This window comes from Mesorhizobium carmichaelinearum (assembly GCF_900199455.1).
GTDB classification, from domain to species: Bacteria; Pseudomonadota; Alphaproteobacteria; order Rhizobiales; family Rhizobiaceae; genus Mesorhizobium; species Mesorhizobium carmichaelinearum.
In genome coordinates this window covers 122,155-142,751 of record NZ_FZQR01000009.1, presented here as the reverse complement: position 1 = coordinate 142,751, position 20,597 = coordinate 122,155, and the positions used below count along the sequence as shown (strand labels likewise).

The window sequence follows — 20,597 nt, the reverse complement described above, 5'->3', positions numbered from 1 at the left end:
CCATTCTGTGAGTGATCCCAGGTGGTCCCCGACGCGTTTGCCGCGCCTGTCGTTGGTTGCCGATTGCTTCAAAATATGGACAAAGTTGGTTAACCAATCCCTCTCAAAACCAACAGAGAGACGTGGACTTTGTGCCAAAAAAGGCTCGTCCACGATCATGCACGCGGTATTACAGCCCTTCCGAAGCAGGTTTGCTGCCTGTTTTTGGCGGCCGAGTCAAGCAGAACGGACCGCGTTAAATTAGCAAGAATGCATATTTCCCGGAACAAAGCGTGGGTCGGTTGTCGCTTGCCGTGACTGAAAAAGACCCGATCGACTGGCAAAACTGTTGCCCGCTTGCAACAAAATCCCCGGCTGGACGCCCGTCTCCTGACGGCCATTGACTCGTTTTGGGAGGCGGTGCAATCGGGTTGAAGTGCTTGGTTTTGGGGTGGCAAAGGCCACTTTTGGAGGCTTTTTCCATGAAGCGTCGGGATTTCTTGACGCTGTCGGCGGGTGCGGCGGCGTTCTCCATTCTTCCGGCCAGCGTCAGGGCTGCTCTGCCGGTGGCCTACGACCGCAACGCCGAAGTGCCGTTCAACGACAAAAAGTCGTTCATCGACTGGATGGTGGCCAATCGCGGCGAGGATCCCAAGTTCCTGGCCGAGCGATTCGATCGCTTCCAGATCATGGTCTACAACAAGGACGTGCTGGACGACCGCAACAAGCGCGCCTTCCTTTCGACGCCACGGGAAGAATTCGTGCTGCCGCAGAATCTGGGGCGCGCCTATGACCATGCCTTCCTCGACATCGGCTATGGCGTGACCATTTCCGGCCCGCATCTGGTCGGACGCATGACGACGGCCATTGACGTGCAGTTCGGCGAAGCCGTGCTCGAGGTCGGCACCGGTTCGGGCTACCAGTCGGCGTATCTCGCCAACCTCACCGACAAGGTGCACACGATCGAGATCATCAATCCGCTGGCGCAGCGCACGCGGCGCACCTATGACGGGCTGATCGATCGCGGCTACAGCGTGTTCGGCTCGGTCACCAGCCGCAATGCCGACGGCTATTATGGCTGGGAGAGCGTCGGCCCGTTCGACAAGATCATCGTCACCTGTGGTATCGACCACATTCCGCCGTCGCTGCTGCAGCAGTTGAAACCCAATGGCGTGATGGTCATTCCGGTCGGCCCGCCGGGCGCCCAGCATGTGCTCAAGGTGATCAAGCAGCAGCTCGCCGACGGCACGTTCAACATCGTCCGCTCTGATATCTACAATGGCAAGGTGGTGCCGTTCGTGCCGTTCACCAAGCTCGAAGGCGACCAGATCGTCGGCACGCATAACGGTTGAGTTGTCGCGCCGGTCTGCCGAGCTGAACCGCCGCATCAAGGGGCCTGAATGACGGCTGTCGTATCGACCTCTCGACCAAGCATCGCCTCGCTGGAGGCGCCTCGGCTCGCGCATTACCTGGCGGTCGGGCTGATCGCCGGCGCCATCATCGCGCTGCAGATCGCGGTGATGCGGGTGTTCGCCGTCGGCAGCTGGTCGCATTTCGGCTCGCTGGTGGTCAGCCTCGCCATGCTCGGCTTCTCGCTGTCCAGCGTCGTCATCTTTGCCGGCAAGGGCTGGTTCGATCGCCATTGGCAAGGTGCCGCCACCGCCGCCCTGCTGCTGATCGGCCCGCTTGCCGTCGGCGCCAACCTCGTTGCCCAGACGGTGCCGTTCAACGCCATCTTCCTGGTCTCCGACCCCGCGCAGAAATGGCGGCTGCTCGCCAATTTCCTGCTCTACCTCCTGCCGTTCCTCGCCGGCGCGTTCTTCCTCGGCATCGTCTTCCTGAAAAGCCGCACCGCCTTCGGCCGCGTCTATTTTGCCGACCTCACCGGCTCGGGGCTGGCCGGCCTCGCCGTGCTGGTGTCGCTCTACCTGTTCGCGCCGGAAACCATCATCGTCGTGCCGCTGCTGCTCTGGGCCGCCGGCTCGATCCTGTGGTTTATCGCCTTCGGTGCCTGGAAGAGTGTCGTCGCCGGCGTCGTCGTGGCAGCGCTGTCGGTCGCCGGCTACCTCATGCTGCCGGGCCAGCTCGGCATCCCCGACATTGCCGTGTCGCAATACAAGGGCGTCGCCTATGCCCGCAATTTTCCGGACGGCAAGCGCATCTACCGCAGCGTCTCGCCATTCGGCGACCTGCAGGTCTATGCCAGCTCCTACATGCATTTCGCGCCGGGCCTGAGCGACAATGCCGCCTTCGGCATGCCCGAAGTTCCGGCCAACACCTATGTCGGCATGTACCGTGACGGTGACGGGCCGGAAGGCATCATGCGCAATCTGGCGCCGGCCGAGCAGGTCTATTTCCGCTATTTGCCGATGCACTATCCCTATGTCATCAAGGACAAGCCCAAAACCTTCGTCGTGCAGTTCGGCGGCGGCATCTCCACGCAGGCCGCGCTCAATGCCGGTTCGACCTCGGTGACCGTCGCCGAGAGCAACCCGATGACCTTGCGGGCGTTCCGCGACCCCGTTCTCAAGGACGTCACCGGCGACATCCTGGCCGAGCCTCGGCTCAAGGTCATCGATTATGACGGGCGGCTGTTCCTCGCCAACACGGCGGAGCGCTACGACGTCATCGACCTCAGCCTCGCCGACAGCGTCGGCCTGTCCAATCCGGGCGGCTTCGCCATCTCGGAGAAATACGCCTACACACGCGAAGCGATGCTGAGCTACATGCATGCGCTGGCCGATGGCGGCGTGCTGTCGATCACCCTGTGGAACAAGGAAGAGCCGCCGAAATCGGTGCTGAAGCTCTATTCGACCATCGCCGAGGCGGCGAAAACCTTTGATCCGCAAGGCGCGGCCAACGATATCTTCGCGGTGTCGAGCTACCTCTCGACCACGACCGTGCTGTTCAAGCGCGGCGGCTTCACCGAGGCCGAAATCAAGACGCTGCGCGACTACACCAAGTCGATGTCCTGGGAGGAAGTCTACTATCCAGGAATGGTTTATAACGGTTCGGGCGCGCAAAAGGTGCTCGATGATTACCGCGCCTCGATCTTCGGCAGCGGGCAGGACGCGACACTGACGCAGCAGCCGGCCGCCGATGCGGCCGCGCCCGCCGACCCGACCGCCCCAGTTAACCCGGATTGCGATCCGACGGCGCCGGCCGATCCGACGCTCGATGCCTGCGCGGGCGCCGGTGGTGATAGCGGCCCACAGGTGCTGCCAGCGACGGAGCTGCAGCGCATGACCTGGCATGCGCTTTTGACCGGCGGCTGGGAAAAGCTTGCCGGCGACTACGTCTTCGATGCGCGGGCGCTGAGCAACGACCAGCCCTATTTCGCCGCTTATGTGAAGGTCGCCGACCTGCCGCGCACGCTCGACCGGCTCGACCTGTTCCAGGACGATTGGGGCTATCTCTTGATCTGGGCGACGCTCGGCATTGCCTGCATCACGGCGGCGTCGCTGGTGCTGCTGCCGGTCCTCTTCGGCTGGCGCATCGTGTTCTCGCGATCGCGCGGCAAGCTCGGCACCATCCTCTATTTCGCCTGTCTCGGCCTCGGCTACATCATGGTCGAGGTCGGGCTGATCAGCCGCTTCACCGTGGCGCTCGCCAATCCGACGGTGTCGGCCTCGGTGCTGATCTCCTCGATGCTGGTGTTTTCGGGCCTCGGCAGCCTGTTTGCCGAGCGCATCTTCGACCGCGCCAGGACTCTGCTGCCGGTTGTCCTGCTGGCGGTCTGCCTGCTGCTGCTCGCCTATGGCTTCTATCTGTCGCCGGTGCTCGACTGGATCGGCGCCTATCCCTATGCGATGCGGCTGCTGCTCTGCTTCCTTTTGGTGTCGCCGCCGGCCTTCCTGATGGGCATGCCGATGGCCACCGCCATGACCTGGCTGGCGCGGCTCGGCAAGGAGCATCTGTTCGTCTGGGCCTGGGGCATCAATGGCTGTTTCTCGGTCATCGGCTCGGCCGCCGTGCCGATCGTCGCCACCAGCTTCGGGCTGAGCGCCGTGCTACAATGGTCGGCGATCGCCTATCTCTTCGCCATCCCGGCCTTCTTCGCGGTGCTGTTGCCGTCGAGGGCACCGGCTGTGCGGCTGGTACCGGCCTGATGGTTGACCGGCGCGCCATCGTTGCCGGATTGCTGGCCACGGCGGCGTTTCCGGCGGCAAGCCAGGGGGCGCGTTTGCACAAGGCCATTTCGACCATCGTGCCGTTCAAGGCGTCGCCCTTTCCCTACCGGGGCAAGCTGCCCGACGGCTCCGCGCCGTTTCTCGACGTGACGGGGGCGGATGGAAGGCGTGGCCACACCTCGCCGCGCGGCGGCATTTACTGGGAAGACGAAACCTATTTCGACCGATCGACGTTGCTGGCTGTGCCAAAAGGGTTCGATCCGGCCAAGCCGGCGGTCATCGTGGTGTTCTTCCACGGCAATGGCGCCACCTTGCAGCGCGACGTGGTCGGCCGCCAGCGTGTCGTCTCGCAGGTCGAGGCCTCCGGCCTCAACGCCGTTCTGGTAGCGCCGCAATTCGCGAGCAATGCGCAGGATTCCAGCGCCGGCAATTTCTGGACGCCGGGCTATTTTGCCAGCTTCATGGCCGAGGCGGCACAAGGCCTGGCCAAATTGACCGGCGCCCAGGCGGCGAAATTCGACGCCATGCCGGTGGTGCTGGTCGCCTATAGCGGCGGCTACAATCCCGCTGCCTCCATTCTCAGGAATGGTGACATCAGCGGACGCCTGCTCGGCGTCATCCTACTCGACGCCGTCTTCGACGAAGCCGACATTTTCGCCAGCTGGATCGCGCAGCACAGGAAGAGTTTCTTCGTCAGCGCCTATGGCAAATCCTCGGCCTCCGGCAATGCCGAGATCAGGCAGTTGCTGGTCAGCCAGGGCATCAACGCCAGTTCCGACCCGCCGCGCCGCCTAGAAGCCGGCACCATCGCCCTGCTTGCGTCCGATGTCGCCCACGATATGTTCGTCACCCGCGCCTTCGTCGGCAATCCGCTGCAATGGTTTCTCAGCCGCTTGCACGGCTTCGCGCGCTAGACCTGGGCAGCATTTCAAGCGGGCAGGGCGCCATCGACGCCGGTGCCGGCCGCTGCCAGGAGCGCTGCCGCCACCGCCGCGGCGCGACGTGCCTTCGAGCCATGTTCGGGCCAGACGATGCGGCGCCTGATGGTCAGGGCCGGTATTTCGCGCGCGATTTCGACGAGATGGCCTGCGTCGAGATGGCGGCGCAACACCAGTTCGCTGGCCAGAAGAGCACCCATGCCGGCGATCGCCCCTTGCGCCGCGACGACGGTCAGTCCGAAGCGCGGACCCTGGTCGATGTCTTTCCTTTGCCGTCCCGCCGCAACGAACCAGTCCCGCCAGGTGGGGTAGACATCGTCGCCCATCATCGGGTCGATATGCAGCAGCGGCATCCTGTCCAGCATTTCGGCCCTGTCCGGCCCGGCATGACCCTCGGCCAGCGCCGGCGCGCAGGCCGGGATGACCCGTTCGGTGAAGAGGTCGAGTGCCGCGATGTCCGACGCCGCGCCCTTGCGGTAGCTGATGGCGAGGTCGACGCCTTCCTCCGCCATGGCGTCGAGCCCGACGGAAGCGACGATACGGACCTCGAGCCGTCCTAGCGCCGGGCGCACTAGGGCAAGGCGCGGCGCCAGCCACAGCGAGGCGAAGGACGGATCGGCCGAGATGGTGAAGGTCTCGGCCTGCCGTTCGAAGCGCAGCCGGCGCATGCCGGAGGCGAGCGCATCGAAGCCGCGGTCGATGTCGGGCAAGGCGGCCTCCGCGGCACGGGTCAGCACGATGCCATTGCCTTCGCGCCGCACCAGCTTGGCGCCAAGCCGCTCCTCCAACTGCCGGATCTGGTGGCCGATGGCGCCGGGTGTGACGCCCAACTCTTCGGCCGCGCGCGTCAGGCTGCCGGCCCTGGCGGCGGCCACCAGCGCCCGCAATCCGGAAAGCGGCAAGTCCCGCAGCGTCGTCATGTTTTGAACTTACCTCAAAACTCAGGGAAGGGAACTCGTTTGAGTGTGGGATTTCTCTTGCCTAGGTTGGTCGAAGGAATTCAACCGCAGGGGACGCCAGATGCTCGACACGCCAAAGCATGACAGCCAGCCAAGACACGCAGCTTTACAAGGGGCGCCGATCCGCGCCATGCGCGCCGAAGGCGCACGTGTCGCCGTCGAATTGGCGGACGGCCGCTCGGCAAGATTCTCGACGCGCTGGCTGCGGCTGGCCTGCGAATGCCAGGAATGCGGCGACACCGCCTCCGGCAAGAGGTGGCTGACGCCGGCCGATGTCGGCAAGGCCATCCATGCCGAGAGCTTCGATGTCTCCACGCCCGGGCAGGTCACCACCATCTGGCAGGATGGGCATGTCTCGCATTACGACGCGGCTTTCCTCGCCGGCCATGCCGGCGGCTCGGGCCCGGTCCGTTTCCAGCCGCAGCTGTGGCACAGCGACCTCACTGCCCGGCTCGGCCGCTTCGCTTTCGATGCGGTGGTCGCGGATGACGAAACGCTGTTCCAGTCGCTCCGGGCCTTGCGCGATCACGGCATCGCCATGCTGACCGGCGTGCCGGCCGAGACGGAAGCGACGGCGCGGGTCGCCGGCCGCTACGGGCCGATCCGCGAGACCAGCTACGGCAAGGTGTTCGACCTGATCTCGCGGCCGGATGCACGCGTGGCGGGCGAGACGGCGCGGGCGCAGATCCCGCATACGGACGAGCCGTTCCGCTATTCCCCGCCGGGCTTCATCTTCTTCCACGCCATCCGCACCGGCGCGGGCAGCGGCGGCACGTCGCTGATGGTCGACGGTTTTCATGTTGCCGAATTGATGCGGACGCGCACGCCGGAACTGTTCGAGCTGTTGACGCGGCACGGCGTCACTTTCCACCGCGAGCATGAAGGCGAGGTCTTCTTCAGCGCCGAGGCGCATGTCATCAGCCTCGATGCGGCGGGCGCCGTCACCGGCATCCGCTACAATGACCGGTGCCTCGCACCGCAATGGGCGCCTCTGGAGCGGATCGACGGGCTGATCGAGGCGCTGGCCGAACTGACGCGGCTGATCTGCGATCCGCAGAACCAGTTCCGGCACCAGCTGCAGCCGGGCGAGGTGCTGGTCTTCGACAACCAGCGCGTCCTGCACGGCCGCAGCGCCTTCGACCCGACGCTCGCCGTCAGGCATCTCAGAAGCTGCAACATCGACCGCGACGGCGTGCACAGCGCGTTTCGGACGTTGGCGCGGCGGTTCGCGCCGGCCGAGGCGGAGGTGGTGCTGTATTTGCAACGGGCTCCTACCTCCCCCTTGTGGGGAGGTAGGAGCGCAGGTTCGGGTGAGGGGCCTGGCGCTGACCCCGCAAGAACTGGGTTCCTCGCCCCCGCAAAGCGGGGGAGAGGTGGCCGCGAAGCGGTCGGAGAGGGGGCAGCGCGGCGCTCGTCGATTCCCTCTGAACTTCGTTGAGGCCGAGCCATTCCCCCGCTCCGTCTCGGGCTTCGCCCGAGCCACCTTGCCGGGGCGAGCCACGGGTCTCGCCCGTCCTTCGGACCCCCCACTTCCGTGGGGGCGAGGAACCCGGCTTTCGTCAGTTAAACCACAGCGCAAACGTCAAAAACCCGCCGCCGCCGAACTCGCGCTGGATCTGGTCGAAATCCTCGCTGGTCAGGATCCTGCCGCTTTCGAGGTAGGGCGCGATGCCGGGGCCGGTGATCGACAGCACGAGGTCGAAAGTTTTTGGCTCATCGAAGAAGCGCTTCATGTTGATGCCTTTGCCGGTGATGCGGAAATGCGGCAGCAGCGCGCGGCCTTCGAGCAGGTCCTCGGCCATGGTCAAGGTGGCGAGCCAAGCCTGCACCTGTTCCTCGCCGACTTCGAGGCCGGTGAGTGGATTCTCGCCTTTCTGCTGCGGGCCGGGCAGCCATTCGCGGTCATTGTCGGTCTCGGCGCGGATGGCCTTCCAGTCCTCGCGCGACAGCCGGATCATTTCGAGCAATTCCCGGCGTGCCGCCTTGCGGCGCTCCGGCTCGACCACTGGCCAGTTGATCATGTGCACCATCGAGATGAAATCGGCGATGCGCCATTCCGAGGAGAAGATGCTTGAGCCCATCTCGCTCGGCGGCGGCACGAGAATGTCCTGCAGCGGCAGTTTGGCGCGCGGGAACAGCATGTGGAACGAGCCGTCGAACGTGTTTTTGAAATCATGCGCCAGCCAGAAATCGGCCTGCGCCATCAGGAACTCGGCGTAGCCCTGCAGCCAGTAGCCGTCGGCGCGGTCGAAGCGGAAGGTCGGCGCGGGTGCGCTGTCGCCTTGCGAAATGCTGCCGTGCGACAGCGCGGCCATGATCGCCGCCATGCTTTCATCGGGCGCGATGGTGCCGTCCTCGTTGAGGTCGATGCCGACATGGGTGAGGTCGATGACCATGCCGATATCGGCATCGGCCGGCACCGAGCCCAGCGTCGCTGCGGATTTCGCCAACCTGTCGCGGAAGGCGACCAAGATGGCGCGGAACTCTTCGTAGGTCAGCGGCTCGGGATTGGGATTGGACGGCACCGGCAGCTGCATCAGCGGCAGCATGAAGGATTGCGGGCTTTCGAAACCGTGGCGATGCAGGCCGCTGGCGAGCAGTTCAAGTGCTGTGAAGAATTCGCCGGCACCGGCGGCATAGGCCGACGCCGGATCTTTCGGCGCGGCGGCTTCCAGCGTCGACAGCGCGCTGTCGCGCGCGGCCACGGTCTTTGCCTCGAACAGCGTGGTTGCCGCTTCGGGCATGGCGGCATGCGCCGAGGACAATGGCAGAAGAACAATGAAGGCGGATGCCAGCTGGCCTGCTATTCGTGTCATCTTTTCCTCCCAAGCATTTGTCGCCGACGACCATACACAGATTTGCGGCTATTTGCGGTGTCGCGCCCGTCAGCGCCGATGCGCTGTCTACATCGTTAATTGCCGACGGCTTCAACCCGCCCACGGGACAGTCTAAACAAGGCAAACGATTGGGCATTGCGTGTCGAACTATCCGCTTTCCTACAAACTGTCCTGGCTGCCGCGTTTCCTGAAGCCGTCGCTTGGCGGTGACGGCGACGGGTTTGCGCCGATGGCGGGGACGTTGATGGAGCCACCGCCGGGAAAGACGGTGCGGCTTGCCTTCATCGGCGACATCTCGGCGGTGGCCAACAGCCGTGCGCCGGATTGCGATCCGGCGATCAAAGAGTTGCTTGGAACTGCCGATCTGGTGATCGGCAATTGCGAAAGTCCTGTCGTGGACAGACCGAGCGCGGTGCTCGGAACGAAACTCGGCACGCATCATGCAATGAGCGAGCGGTTCCTGGCCGAGGCGCTGGCGGCGACCGGGATTGCGCGTGAAAAACTGGTGCTGTCGCTGGCCAACAATCATGCGCTCGACCAGGGCGTCGCCGGTTTCGACGAGACGGTGGCGGCGCTGAAGCGGCTTGGCATCCGCACCATCGGCCTGGCCGCGGAGGGGCCGGTACGGCCTGTCAAAGTCGGGCCGCTGACTGTCGGCTTCGCCGCCTTCACGCTGTGGCGCAATGCAGATGAGGGTCTATTTGCCGGGCGTGTGTCGATGGGCAGCGATCTGGCCGGCTGGCCGGGCAACGGCTTCGACCTTCTCTGCGCCGTGCCGCATTGGGACTGGGAGTTCCGGCATTTTCCGCGTGCCGGGACGCGGGCATTGGCCAGGCGCCTGGCCGGGCAGGGCGTCGGGTTGATCGCCGGCCATCACGCTCATGTGGTGCAACCGGTGGAGCGGATCGGAGGGACGGTCGTCGCCTATGGGCTCGGCGATTTCCTCGGCACCGCCCTTGCCCGGCAGCCATGGCCGGGGCGCATTGGCGGGATTTTCTTTGCCGATGTCAGCGCGGATGAGGGGACGCGCGGAGCGATTGCGGCTTACCGGATGCATCCGTTTGTGCGCCTGCGGGACGGGGGCAGTGAGCGGTTGGTGCCGGCGGAGGGATTGGAGGATGCGATGAGGGGAAAGGTTGAAAGACGGCTGAGAGCAATCTTTCCTTAGAGCTGCAAGCGACGAGACTATCTCACAAGCGTCGCGCCGCCCCTCATCCGCCTGCCGGCACCTTCTCCCCGTATAGTGACGGGGAGAAGGGGTTTAGCCGCGCCTGCGGCGCTCCACTTGCAACGCTGGCAATCGGCGAAACCATCGATGATGGCGTCCTTCTCCCCGTCACTATACGGGGAGAAGTGCCCGGCAGGGCGATGAGGGGCGGCGCGGGCATCTGTCGAAGAGGCACCGCAGTCGATACATCGCACAAAACCAGCTATCATGGGCATAGTCAGGCAGCGGGGGGTGGCGGTGGAAGCAGCGGATTTCATGCCTGATGAGACGGTCATCGCCGGCATCCGGAAGAACATCGAGGCCTATGAGGCGGCGCGGGCTTCGGCGGTGCGGCAGGTGCGTTGGCGGGTGCCGCTGTTCGTCGGGCTGGTGCTGGTGGCCGTGGCGCTGATCGCCTGGCTGTTCAACAAGGTCGCCGATCCCAACGAGCAATGGTTTTCGACGCCGCATGTGTTTCTCTATATCATCGGCTTCGCCGTTTCGATCCTGGTCTACTTCCGGGCCAGAAAGCCGGCGACGCGGCTGCAGCAATCGTTCCGCGAAACGCTGATGCCGATCATCTTCGGCTTCATCGGGGATATGCGCTACCAGCACGACGTGACGCCGAATTCCTTCGACCGGTTGCCGCGCGAGACGGTCGGTGGCGCCAGCATGAGCCGCTTCGACGATATCATATCGGGACGCTATGACGGGTTTGCGTTCGAACTCTACGAAGCTGACCTTTGGGATGGGGCGTCGACCAAGACCAAGGCGACAACCTTCAAGGGCGTCATCGTCGCGTTCGAGGCCGTCGAGCCGTTTCCGGGGATACTGGTGGCGACGCGGCGCACCAATGCGGTCATGGGCTTCTTCCGCGGCATGTTCGCCAGCAAAATGAAGGAACTGTCATCCGGCGTGCCCGAACTTGATGCAGCCTACGAATTCCGCACCGACAATGTCGAGGCGGCGCGGCCGCTGGTGACGGGCCGGCTGGCGCAGGCGCTGAAATGGCTGGGCGAGACGTGGCCGGACGACCCGGCCCGCGTCGCGCTCAATGGCGGCGACGGGTTCCTGCTGTTGCCGCAGGCCAAGAATTTCTTCGAGCTGCCGGAGATTTCGGTGCCGCTCGACTACGCCAGGCATGTCGCGCCGATGATCTCCGACATGGGCGCCATGCTGGCGACGGCCGCATTGGTGCGAAAGATCGGGGCAAAGGACGAAGCCAGCTAGTCCGGCCGGGCATACGATCAACAATCGTAGCCGGATTTGGCGCGCATGTAGTCCGCTTCTTCCTTCGACATTCTCTTGAACATCACGCAGACGGTGAAGCTGCCGACTTGCCGCCCGTCGCGTCTGTATCCCCAGTCGGAAATATCGTCCCTGGTGAATTCTATGTTCTGGCCGAGGACGACATTGGCACTGCTTCTGGCTGGTTTGCCAATATGCCGACGAAGCCGGTTTCGGTGCGCCGGAACGGGATGACCCAGAAGTGCTCGCTGATATCCCCATCGCGCACCTCGACCTTCAATTTGAACCTGCCCGTCCCCGAGGGCGGCGCTTCGGTCAGGGCCAGGAACTCATCCAAGCTGGCACGCGCCTTCGCAATCGCTACCGCCATCTCGGGATCGTCCTTAGCGAACATAACCGTTTTGTCGTCGTCCGGATCCGTGGCTTGTGCGCCGGCCAATTCCGGAGCAAACGCCAGCATCAGGGACATCATGGTCCGGACTGCAAGCTTCATCGTGGACCTTCTGTCGCGACGGTTGAAATCATTGCGCATTCGTTTCGGATTTGCAACCATAGCGCGAGTTTCATCCGCCTCTTTGAGATGGCGGTTGAGTAATCCATGAAACAAAACTTGTATCGATGGAAAGTCAGCAGGCTGTTCCGTGATGCAAGCCAGGGCAAAATACGGCGGCTGCGTGGTGGCCGCGAGCCGCCTGCCGCAATCGGCTAAACGATTCTTTTCGTGGACGAACGGCGCGCGCCGAGGCAAACAATACGGCTGGAAATCGCTTCAGCCGCAAGCAATGTGTCAGAATTAAGCCTATGATTTCCTTTGCGAAAATTCACTCAACGTGATTTGCGGCTAGCAGGCTTTCCGGCCCAGTGTCGGCTCGTTCGGTGCCGTCGTTACCCAAGGCGACGGCCCGGAAAACCGAAACAGCACGGAGTACATCCGATGAAAAGAACCCTCTTAACCACCGCCGCTCTGCTCGCCTTCCTCGGTACGGCCTATGCCGCGTCCGTTCAGGGCACCATCCAGGCGGTCGATCCGACGACCAAGTCGATCACGCTCGACGACGGCAAGATCTACCAGCTGTCGCCGGAAGCGAAGATCGGCAAACTGAAGGTCGGCGCCAAGGTGGCGGTGACCGTCGATGACAAGACCGGCATGGTGACGTCGATCAAGAAGGCTTCGTAGACACGAGCGTCATGCGTCAGCAGACCTGCTGACCGGACTTTTCAGCCCCTGCTCCAATCTTGGCCGGTTCCTTCGGGGATCGGCCATTTTCATGCTCCTGTTGACTCATCGCCGGGCCACTGAAGTGGCGGAACGCTGCCCCGGCAGCGCCCCTATGGTTTTTGCCAAAGAGCCGCGCTATCCCTTGGCCAACGGGGGATCTGCATGGCTGACGAACAGAACGGGTTCCGCCTGTCGCGCCGGCTGGTGCTCGGTGTGGCTGTCGTCGGCGGCGCGGTGCTGTGGGGCGGAACCACCATGGCACGGCTGGCACGCGGGCCCTCGGGGCCGAAAAATGCCGGACGCATCGCCGATATCGATGGCATTGCCCTGCCGCTGAAGCCGATCGCCAATCCGCCGGCCTTCGATCCTTCGCTGCCCTGGTCGGCCAAAGGCGGCGACATCAACGATGCCAGCGGCCTGTCGCGGACGCCGGTCTATGGCGTCGTCGAGATCAGCGAGGAGGACCATATCGCCAAGGCGCTGGCCTTCGCCCGCGCCAACGGGTTGAAAGTGTCGCTGGCCACCATCCGCCATTCGATGGGCGGCCATGCCTTCGACGACAACGCGCTGGTGCTCGACCTCAAGAAATTCAACAAGGTCAGCGTCGATGCGGCGGCCAAGACCATGACGCTGCAGCCCGGCGCGCGCTGGCACGACATCCAGAACCTGCTGCATCCGCGTTTCGCGGTGAAGGCGATGCAGTCGACCGACATTTTTTCGGTCGGCGGCTCGCTGTCGGTCAATGCGCATGGCATGGACCATCAGGCGGGCTCGGTTGCCGGCTCGATCCGCTCGATGCGGGTGATGCTGGCCGACGGGTCGGTGACGACCTGCTCGCCAACCGAGAACAGCGAGCTGTTTCGCCATGTCGTCGGCGGCTATGGCCTGTTCGGCGTGGTGCTGGAGGCGACGCTCGATATCGTCGACAACGCCGTCTACCGCACCTCGCGCGAAATCATCAAATCGGACGATTTCCCGAAATTCTTCGCCGAGGTGCTGGAGCCGAACAAGGATATCGGCCTGTTCTACGGCCATCTGTCGACGGCGCCGGGCAATTTCCTCGAGGACATGATCGTCTACCGCTACGACAAGGTGGCCGACGAGCCGCCGGCCGACCAGCCTGATATCGGCGAACCGGGCTCGGTCGGGCTGAAGCGGGTGATCATCAACCTGGCGAAATGGGGCAGCCTGTTCCAGGAGCTGAAGTGGTTCACCGAAAAGACGCTGGAGCCGAAATTCGAGAACTGCACGGTGGCGCGCACGACGGCGATGGCCCAGGGTGAAGCCTGCCTCGTCACCCGCAACAACCCGATGCACGATTCGGTGCCGTATCTGTTCAACGACATGATGGACGAGACCGACATACTGCACGAATATTTTATTCCACGGGCTGCGTATAATCCATTCATCACCGAAGCGCGCGAGATCCTGCGCAACCAGTCCCTGCCGGTGCTCAACGCCTCGGTGCGCATCGTCCACAAGGAGGATGTGGCGCTGACCTACGCGCCGGAGCCGGCCTATTCGCTGGTGCTCTACATCAACCAGCCGGCCGATGCCGAGGGCAATGCCAGGATGCGGACGCTGACGCGGGCGCTGATCGACGTGACGATCAAGCATGGCGGGCGGTTCTTCCTGCCCTACCAACTGCATTACACGGCGAAGGAGTTGCTGGGCTCCTATCCGGAGCTCCCGGCTTTCCTGGCGGCGAAACGACAATTTGACCCGACGGAACTGTTTTCCTCGACCTTCTACCGTGCCATCAAGGCACTGAGCGGGGTTGCGTAGCAGGAGAACAGTCAATGCGGATGGTATCGGCGGCAGCCCTCACACTCATCGCGCTGTGCGCTGGACCGGCCGGAGCCGAGGACCTCAAGGCGTTCAAGCTGACGATCGACGGCGTGGCCGTCGACATCGATCCCGGCGAGAGCACAACGGTGACGCTGCCCGGCGGCAAGCAGAGCAAGGTGACGCTCCAACGCAACGACTTCGCCACCTTTTCCGGCGACAGTTTCTCCTTCGTCCATCCGAGCAGCATTTCGGTGACCAAGACCGATCTCGGCGAAAACATCACGCAATATCTGATGGCCTCGGCGCTCGGCACGATCGTCGTGGTGCAGGAATACGGCAAGATGAACCCGGTGTCGCTCAACCAGCTGATGCTGCAGGAGATGACCAGGGAATCGGTGCAAGCCGGCGCCGAACTGACGCAGCAGCCGACGACGCGCAAGCTCGCCGACGGCAAGGAACTGACCGGCATCCGCGCCGAGGTGAAGACGCGCACCGAGACCGCGTATTTCGAGATCGTCGGCTACGGCCTTGCCGATCAGGGGCTGTTGTTCATCACGCGCGTCGGCAGCGGGGACCTGGCCACCGAACAGCCGCTGATCGACAAGTTCTGGGAGAAGCTGAAGGTCAAGATGTAGGGAGCTACAGCCCCGTCGGCACCAGGCCAGCCAGCCAGTTCACCGAACGCTTTGCCGCGTCGGCGGTCGCGGAAGCGGCGCGGCCGAGATCGGTCTTGACCACGGCATAGCCGTTCTTGGTGCGGTAGAGCACGCCGGTTCCGCCATCGACCACCTGTTCATAGGCGACGGGCCGGGCGGCGTCCGCTTCCACGGCCGTCGTCGGCGTGCCGACCGGGACGCTCGGCCGATGGCTCAGTTCCGGCGGCAGCGGGCTTTGCGTCCGCACAATCCTGCTAGCGGGCTTCAGTTCCGGGCGGGACGCGGTGGCGGCCAGCTGCGAGGAGGACGCCGAGCCTTTGGTGCGGCAGATGCCGGAGACCAGCGGATAGTTGAAATTGCGCTGATGCAGGATCTGGCTCTTCATCGCGGCTTCGCACTCGGCGATGGTCGACCACTTGGCCGGCGTCTCGCCGATATATTCGCACAGCTTGGCGTCACAGTCGCAGCCGACAATGGTCATGGCGACAAGGGCGGTCTTGATCACGGTCTTGTCCCTTCGAGATGCCCCCCGGCAGCCCATTCAGGTGCATGTCGCCCTTCAGGCAACATGCACCATTCCATCGCGCGCGAACAAGGCGGGATTTGGCCGCGATTGTGGAATGAGCATGGCGGCACGCCTGATCCTGGCTGGGCGTGGCCGAAAGGCATCAATAATCGTAGACGTGTTCGAGTTTTGCGCCTGCTTTCATCAGCGACGGCAGCACCAGATGCAGCTTGCGCACGGCAACGACCATGCCGGTGCGGCGCGTCGAGGTGTCCGCCGGCAGCGGATAGCTGAACAAGATGTGCATGCCTTCGGGAACGGTGATCGCGTCGGTCGAGAGCACCGTGACCATGATCTCGTCATTGCCGCCGATCTCGACGAAGGAGACGCCCTTGTCGATCAGCCGCGGGATCATGTCGGTGAACACCTGATAGCGCTTGGTGACGAAGATGGTGCCATCGGCGCCGTAATCGCGTTCCAGCAAGGTGTCGGGCTCGTTGCGGGTGGCTTCGCCGACCGGACCCTTGGCCCAGACATGGATATCGAGGAAGGCCGGGTCGGAGGTGGCGGCGAGCGCCTTCTTGATCAGGCCGGCATAGCCCTGCTTGATGGTATCGGCGAGACCGAAGGCGAGCTTGCGTTCGCTGGTGCGGACGGAGCTGTCACCCGGGGCCGGCTGCACGGCAAACAGGCCGGCGCGTTTCTCGGCATAGGGGAACTGGTACCACGGCACCTGGTCGAGAAAGCCTGCGTAGTCGGCCGCCACCTTGGCCTGGTAGATGTCGGCGGCGGTGCGCTTGGCCGATGTCGCCTCGGTGATGCGGCCGACCGTGTTCTCATAGGTCCATTGCAATATGTGCTCGATCGAGTGGCTGGTGCCGATGATGACCAGCATCTGGTGGTTGGCATAGTTGAACTTGTAGGGGGAGCTGGCGCGGATCACCGTTGCGTAATCCTGCCAGAAGCGGCCGACATAGGACCAATAGGGAAAGCCGCTCGGCTCGTCCTTGGCGACGAAGCCGGCATATTCGCGCGCTGCGTAGACGATCGCCCATTCGGGGTAGGTGAGGAAGGTCGATTCCTCGGGCCTTTGGTAGCCGGGGATTTCGGCGCGGACCTTGTCGGCCAGCGCCTTGGGCGGCGCGCCATCGGCGATGCCGGGCAGCGGCGTCTTGTCGAGCGACGGGGTGGTCAGGAAGCCGTAGCTCAACCCGACGACCGGGATGAGGATGATGATGACGATCAGCCAGACGATCGTCTTGATGAGGCGCTTCAGCCAGCGGAACAGGAACATGGCCGGTCAGGCCGTGGCGAAGTGGTCGTGTATGCGCTTTGACAGCCAGAAGCCGACATAGACGGCGAAGCCGCCGATGACGAGGTGCGGCAGGTTGGCGAAGAAGCGGGCGGGGAACTCGATGTCGTTGAGGGAGCGGAAGCCGTTGATGAAGATGCCGGCATCGAGGCAGCCGGAGCCGGTGATCAGCCCGAGCACGCCGTCGAACAGATAGATCGAGCCGAACAGCTTGAAATAGAAAACCGCCAGGCGGTGCGAGATGAAGGCGGCGACCAGCGCCCAGACGCCGGAGAAAGCGTGCAGCAGGTCGTCATACCACTGCAATGAGAACAGACCGAACAGATTGCCGTTGGCATCGTTGAACGCCGGTATGTAACCGATGGCGACGACGCCGAAGAACAGGAAAGCATAGGCAACCGCAAGCTTCTGGATCAGCGTCATGAAGTATCCCCCTTCTACGAGCCCATTCGCAAACGGACTCTGACGACGCTGGGATACTAACCGATTTTAGCGCGCGGTGAAGCGGCGCCCGCAAGATCGCCGGCAAAGGACATCGGGAGGGCCAAAAGACAGTCGGCGCCGGGATTTCTCCCAGCGCCTCCCTGTCAGATCAGGACACGGTCGCGGCAGCAACTTCCGTAAAGTCGTCGCGCCATGCCGGCCTTGATTTTGACGGTCCTGCCAGTCCGCTACCCGAGAGCAGCGTCCGTTCAGAACCTCGCCGGTCTCCACCCTTGCGGGCTTTGCCCTGCGGCCATCGAAGGTTTTTGCCGTCCTTCATGGCAGCATCGGTCCGCCGTCGGCGTTGGCACGCTTTCCGCGGCCCCGTAGCTCTCGGCTTCCGTCCCTCGAAACAGGCAAGCCTGTTCTCGCTTCGGGCCGTACGGGCCTCAGGAAATCCGCCTTTCACTTTCGCCTTTCGGCTGGGCGATCAGTGGCCGCCTGAGATGGGTTTAACGTACGCCGGGTAAGGGTCTTGGGGAATGGCCCTGGGCCTGTGGATAGCGGGATTATCGGGGACCGTTTGCGAAGAACCCCGGAATTTCGACGCCGGCTGCCTTAGACAGCCTGCCCCCGCTTTTTGGTGCTCCGACCGACAGTGGCCCTTGCTCCGCTGGCTGGCGCGGGCTTCAATGCCGGCAAACGATCGGGCGTGTATGTCCGGCGCCGGGGAGGGTGCGTTTTGAAAGTCGGGGTGGTTCTCAATCCGATAGCCGGCGGCGGCCGGCTGAAACGGCATTGGCCTGAGGTCAGCGCCTCGCTGAAGAAGCACTTCGGTGATTTTGAGTTGCGCGAAACGCAGGCCGAGGGCGACGCCGAACGGTTGGCCATCGACCTCGCCGCCACCGGCTTTGACCTGGTGATCGCCGCCGGTGGCGACGGCACGGCGAGCGAGGTGGCCGACGGGCTGCTGCAGGCGTCCGAAGAGAGCGGCAAGACGACCGAACTTGGCCTGCTGCCGTGCGGCACCGGCATCGATTTCGCGCGCGGGCTCGGCCTGCCGAAGGCGGTGGACGCGACCTTGAAGCGGATCGCCGAGGCGAAGGGGCGCAAGGTTGATGCCGGCCGCATCTGTTACATTGACGACCATGGCGCGCTGGCCAGCCGCCACTTCATCAACATTGCCAGCCTTGGCCTCTCAGGGGCAACGGACCGCGCGGTCAATGCCGACAAGCGCAAGGGCAAGATGTCGGCCAAGGCACTGTTCCTGTGGCGCACCGTGGTCGAGTTCATCCGCTACCGCTTCCAGGATGTGCGGATCACCGTCGATGATGGCACGCCGGTCGAGGCGCGCATGGCGCTGGTGGCGGTGGCCAACGGCAAATTCTTCGGCGGCGGCATGATGATCGCGCCCGACGCCGAACTGACCGACGGGCAGTTCGACATCGTCATCCTGCGCGCGGCAGGCAAGCTGAAGCTGATCTGGGACATCCGCCTGCTCTATGGCGGCCGGCACCGCAACCATCCGGCGATCACCATCCTGCGCGGCAAGAAAGTGGTGGTCGAACCGCTCGGCGATGTCGAGAAGAATGGCGCGCTGGTCGATATAGATGGCGAGTCGCCCGGACGCATACCGGCGACCTTCGAGATGCTGCCCGGCGCGCTGACGCTGAGATATTGAGTCCAGTTGTTGAGCGGTTAGGGGGCGGTCTTGGTCTTCAGTAAATCAATGATCTGCGTATCGGCCTTTGACTTGATGGCTATATCAACAGGCTTCAGCCCATCTCTGTCGACAATGTTGGCGTCCGCCCCTTTGTCGAGCAGCCATTTTATATAGCCAAATTGCTGGTCGCCGCTTGCCTGTCCCGGGCTCTTGTAAGCAGCGTGGGACAGCAGGGTTTTGCCATTTTCCATCTTGTTGATGTTTAGGCCATGATCAAGCAGCAACTGCGTGATGTCTATGTTCCGGCTATACCCGGCGCCTGATACCGGACCCCATCCTTGCTTGCCGTTGAACTCCAAATCGGCTCCCTGCATCAAGGCCTGCTTCACGCCTTCCAGGTTCCCCCAAAAGGCATAAATTCCAAGCATGGCCTTCGCGTTGGACCACTCAGGGGCAATCCCGTGCGCCTTGGCATTTTTCAACCTTTCATAGTCCACCACCGCTTCCCGATACTGGGAAGAGTTTTTCAGCACGGCCATGTAGGTGATCTTCTTCTTGTGCTTCGGTGAAAAATCTTCGCCGCCATAACTGCCCCTGGCACCGCAAGTCATGTTCCGGCACTGGCCCGTCGGGTCGTCTAGAGTAATGCGCTTCGAAGTCGGGACGACATGCAGCACGCACCCATTTCCACTGGTGGTGTCGTAGTAGGTAAGCCGTGTGTCGTCTCGCTCGGCTATCCCGTATATTGAACACGTGTGCCCATTGTAGAATTGCAATGATGCCCTGAAATAGACGGAATCCTTGTCGTATGGGACCAATTCGAGGACGTCCGTAGACTCATATTCCGTACCGTCTACGAGGCCGTTCTTGAAATTATACCAGTACATCCCCTCCAGCTTGCTCAAATCCTTTGGAAGGGATGAAGGTGCGTGCCTTTCCGCAGCCGCGGATGCGTTGTCAAATCCACACAGGGCCAGAAATACGAACAAGGTCAGTCTCTTCATATCTGTTTCCAACACGAAGGTTCTGAGATGACGAGTGGTCGCTTCAAGACATTTAGCGGCGAGTCGCGAGGCCGAACACGGACCACTTTCGGAATGCTGCCCGACGCGCATCGACACTCGCCGTCTAAGCCTGCTTGAAAACCGTCGCGGCGAGGTAGAGCGCCAGCACCACGAAGATGAACAGGTCCGAGATCATGGCGATGTTTTCGTTGCTGTTGCGATGGCCACTGCGCAGATGCAGGGCGCCCGCCAAGCCATAAACAGGCAGCCGACGATAGCCGTTGGCACCACCCATTCGCGGTTCAGCAGCGACAGGCCGCCAACCACGCCGATGGCGAAATTGGCGAAGCCCAGCTCGCGGACAATGACCTCCGCCGCCTTGTCCTTGATGCCGAAAATGGCGTCGGCGGTGAAGGCCGGGTTTGTTATTTGCCTGACTCCGGCAAGCAGCAACCGCATGCCCACCGCCCAGAAGACGAACCACTTGCCGACGAGAAACACGAGGCCGGCGTCGCTGTGGAATGCGAAGGATTCGATGAGGATCGAGGCGACGGGAAAGACACCCATCAACAGCACAACGACTGCCAGATACATGAACCACCCCCAAAGCCGACCCGGCTTTCCCGCCATGGGCTTATCTGAGCCGAGCTGAGGTTCTGAATCAAGCGGCTGCGAGATTGATTCAAGTGTTTGCGGAACTGAATCCGGCTATCTATTCAAGAAGATGAA

The 20,597-nt window shown here is 63.1% G+C and carries 19 protein-coding genes; 10 read left to right on the top strand and 9 right to left on the bottom strand.

Features of this window, described 5'->3' with window-relative positions; genetic code table 11:
• Window positions 1–461 precede the first annotated feature (461 nt).
• The 3 genes from CKW40_RS21390 to CKW40_RS21380 are packed head-to-tail and all read left to right on the top strand — an operon-like array spanning window position 462 to window position 5,023.
• On the top strand, window positions 462–1,331 hold the full coding sequence (locus tag CKW40_RS21390) for a protein-L-isoaspartate O-methyltransferase family protein (RefSeq protein ID WP_095201848.1): 870 nt from the start codon (window positions 462–464) through the stop codon (window positions 1,329–1,331).
• A 48-nt stretch (window positions 1,332–1,379) separates the two neighbouring features.
• Entirely contained in the window at window positions 1,380–4,088 is a 2,709-nt protein-coding gene (locus CKW40_RS21385) for a spermidine synthase family protein (protein ID WP_095201847.1), read from the top strand.
• Window positions 4,088–5,023: a hypothetical protein gene (locus tag CKW40_RS21380; RefSeq protein ID WP_095201846.1), complete on the top strand. Its 936-nt coding sequence runs from the start codon at window positions 4,088–4,090 to the stop codon at window positions 5,021–5,023. The genes CKW40_RS21385 and CKW40_RS21380 overlap by 1 nt, the downstream gene beginning before the upstream one ends.
• 14 nt (window positions 5,024–5,037) lie before the next feature.
• Here the strand turns inward: CKW40_RS21380 and CKW40_RS21375 are convergent, their stop codons facing one another.
• Complete coding sequence (locus CKW40_RS21375) at window positions 5,038–5,967, bottom strand: LysR substrate-binding domain-containing protein (protein ID WP_095201845.1); 930 nt, start codon at window positions 5,965–5,967, stop codon at window positions 5,038–5,040.
• A 100-nt stretch (window positions 5,968–6,067) separates the two neighbouring features.
• On the opposite strand from CKW40_RS21375, the gene CKW40_RS21370 reads away from it, so the two are divergent.
• Entirely contained in the window at window positions 6,068–7,444 is a 1,377-nt protein-coding gene (locus tag CKW40_RS21370) for a clavaminate synthase family protein (RefSeq protein ID WP_095201844.1), read from the top strand.
• A gap of 121 nt (window positions 7,445–7,565) precedes the next feature.
• On the opposite strand, the gene CKW40_RS21365 is transcribed toward CKW40_RS21370, so the two are convergent.
• Entirely contained in the window at window positions 7,566–8,822 is a 1,257-nt protein-coding gene (locus tag CKW40_RS21365; RefSeq protein WP_095201843.1) for a hypothetical protein, read from the bottom strand.
• Window positions 8,823–8,982: 160 nt separating this feature from the next.
• On the opposite strand from CKW40_RS21365, the gene CKW40_RS21360 reads away from it, so the two are divergent.
• On the top strand, window positions 8,983–10,011 hold the full coding sequence (locus CKW40_RS21360) for a CapA family protein (RefSeq protein ID WP_095201842.1): 1,029 nt from the start codon (window positions 8,983–8,985) through the stop codon (window positions 10,009–10,011).
• Window positions 10,012–10,326: 315 nt separating this feature from the next.
• Window positions 10,327–11,280 (top strand): DUF3137 domain-containing protein, encoded by a 954-nt coding sequence (locus CKW40_RS21350; protein WP_179298058.1) that lies wholly within the window; start codon window positions 10,327–10,329, stop codon window positions 11,278–11,280.
• Between the two features lie 17 nt (window positions 11,281–11,297).
• Here the strand turns inward: CKW40_RS21350 and CKW40_RS45970 are convergent, their stop codons facing one another.
• Together CKW40_RS45970 and CKW40_RS45965 are read right to left on the bottom strand one after the other, a co-directional pair.
• Window positions 11,298–11,423, bottom strand: a complete 126-nt coding sequence (locus CKW40_RS45970) for a DUF2314 domain-containing protein (RefSeq protein WP_439331002.1) — start codon at window positions 11,421–11,423, stop codon at window positions 11,298–11,300.
• Window positions 11,424–11,440: 17 nt separating this feature from the next.
• The gene (locus tag CKW40_RS45965) at window positions 11,441–11,791 is read right to left on the bottom strand and encodes a DUF2314 domain-containing protein (protein WP_244571238.1); all 351 of its coding nucleotides are present in this window, start codon (window positions 11,789–11,791) and stop codon (window positions 11,441–11,443) included.
• A gap of 441 nt (window positions 11,792–12,232) precedes the next feature.
• Here CKW40_RS45965 and CKW40_RS21340 point away from each other — a divergent pair, with 441 nt between their 5' ends.
• The 3 genes from CKW40_RS21340 to CKW40_RS21330 all read left to right on the top strand — a co-directional run bounded on the left by CKW40_RS21340 (window position 12,233) and on the right by CKW40_RS21330 (window position 14,940).
• Complete coding sequence (locus CKW40_RS21340; protein WP_095201840.1) at window positions 12,233–12,475, top strand: DUF1344 domain-containing protein; 243 nt, start codon at window positions 12,233–12,235, stop codon at window positions 12,473–12,475.
• A gap of 204 nt (window positions 12,476–12,679) precedes the next feature.
• Window positions 12,680–14,302 carry an FAD-binding oxidoreductase gene (locus CKW40_RS21335; RefSeq protein ID WP_095201839.1) on the top strand — a complete coding sequence of 541 codons (1,623 nt, stop codon included), beginning with the start codon at window positions 12,680–12,682 and terminating at the stop codon, window positions 14,300–14,302.
• A 14-nt stretch (window positions 14,303–14,316) separates the two neighbouring features.
• Window positions 14,317–14,940, top strand: a complete 624-nt coding sequence (locus tag CKW40_RS21330) for a hypothetical protein (RefSeq protein ID WP_095201838.1) — start codon at window positions 14,317–14,319, stop codon at window positions 14,938–14,940.
• A 4-nt stretch (window positions 14,941–14,944) separates the two neighbouring features.
• Here CKW40_RS21330 and CKW40_RS21325 read toward each other — a convergent pair whose 3' ends face one another.
• From CKW40_RS21325 to CKW40_RS21315, 3 genes are all read right to left on the bottom strand, one after another.
• On the bottom strand, window positions 14,945–15,466 hold the full coding sequence (locus tag CKW40_RS21325) for a hypothetical protein (protein WP_095201837.1): 522 nt from the start codon (window positions 15,464–15,466) through the stop codon (window positions 14,945–14,947).
• Between the two features lie 163 nt (window positions 15,467–15,629).
• Complete coding sequence (locus CKW40_RS21320) at window positions 15,630–16,760, bottom strand: hypothetical protein (protein WP_095201836.1); 1,131 nt, start codon at window positions 16,758–16,760, stop codon at window positions 15,630–15,632.
• A 6-nt stretch (window positions 16,761–16,766) separates the two neighbouring features.
• Window positions 16,767–17,201: a hypothetical protein gene (locus CKW40_RS21315; protein WP_095201835.1), complete on the bottom strand. Its 435-nt coding sequence runs from the start codon at window positions 17,199–17,201 to the stop codon at window positions 16,767–16,769.
• 742 nt (window positions 17,202–17,943) lie between these two features.
• On the opposite strand from CKW40_RS21315, the gene CKW40_RS21310 reads away from it, so the two are divergent.
• A complete protein-coding gene (locus tag CKW40_RS21310) occupies window positions 17,944–18,882 on the top strand; it encodes a diacylglycerol/lipid kinase family protein (protein ID WP_095201834.1) in 939 nt (312 codons plus the stop codon).
• Window positions 18,883–18,899: 17 nt separating this feature from the next.
• Here CKW40_RS21310 and CKW40_RS21305 read toward each other — a convergent pair whose 3' ends face one another.
• Together CKW40_RS21305 and CKW40_RS21300 are read right to left on the bottom strand one after the other, a co-directional pair.
• Entirely contained in the window at window positions 18,900–19,868 is a 969-nt protein-coding gene (locus CKW40_RS21305) for an ankyrin repeat domain-containing protein (RefSeq protein ID WP_095201833.1), read from the bottom strand.
• A gap of 192 nt (window positions 19,869–20,060) precedes the next feature.
• On the bottom strand, window positions 20,061–20,462 hold the full coding sequence (locus CKW40_RS21300) for a hypothetical protein (protein WP_244571237.1): 402 nt from the start codon (window positions 20,460–20,462) through the stop codon (window positions 20,061–20,063).
• Window positions 20,463–20,597 lie beyond the last annotated feature (135 nt).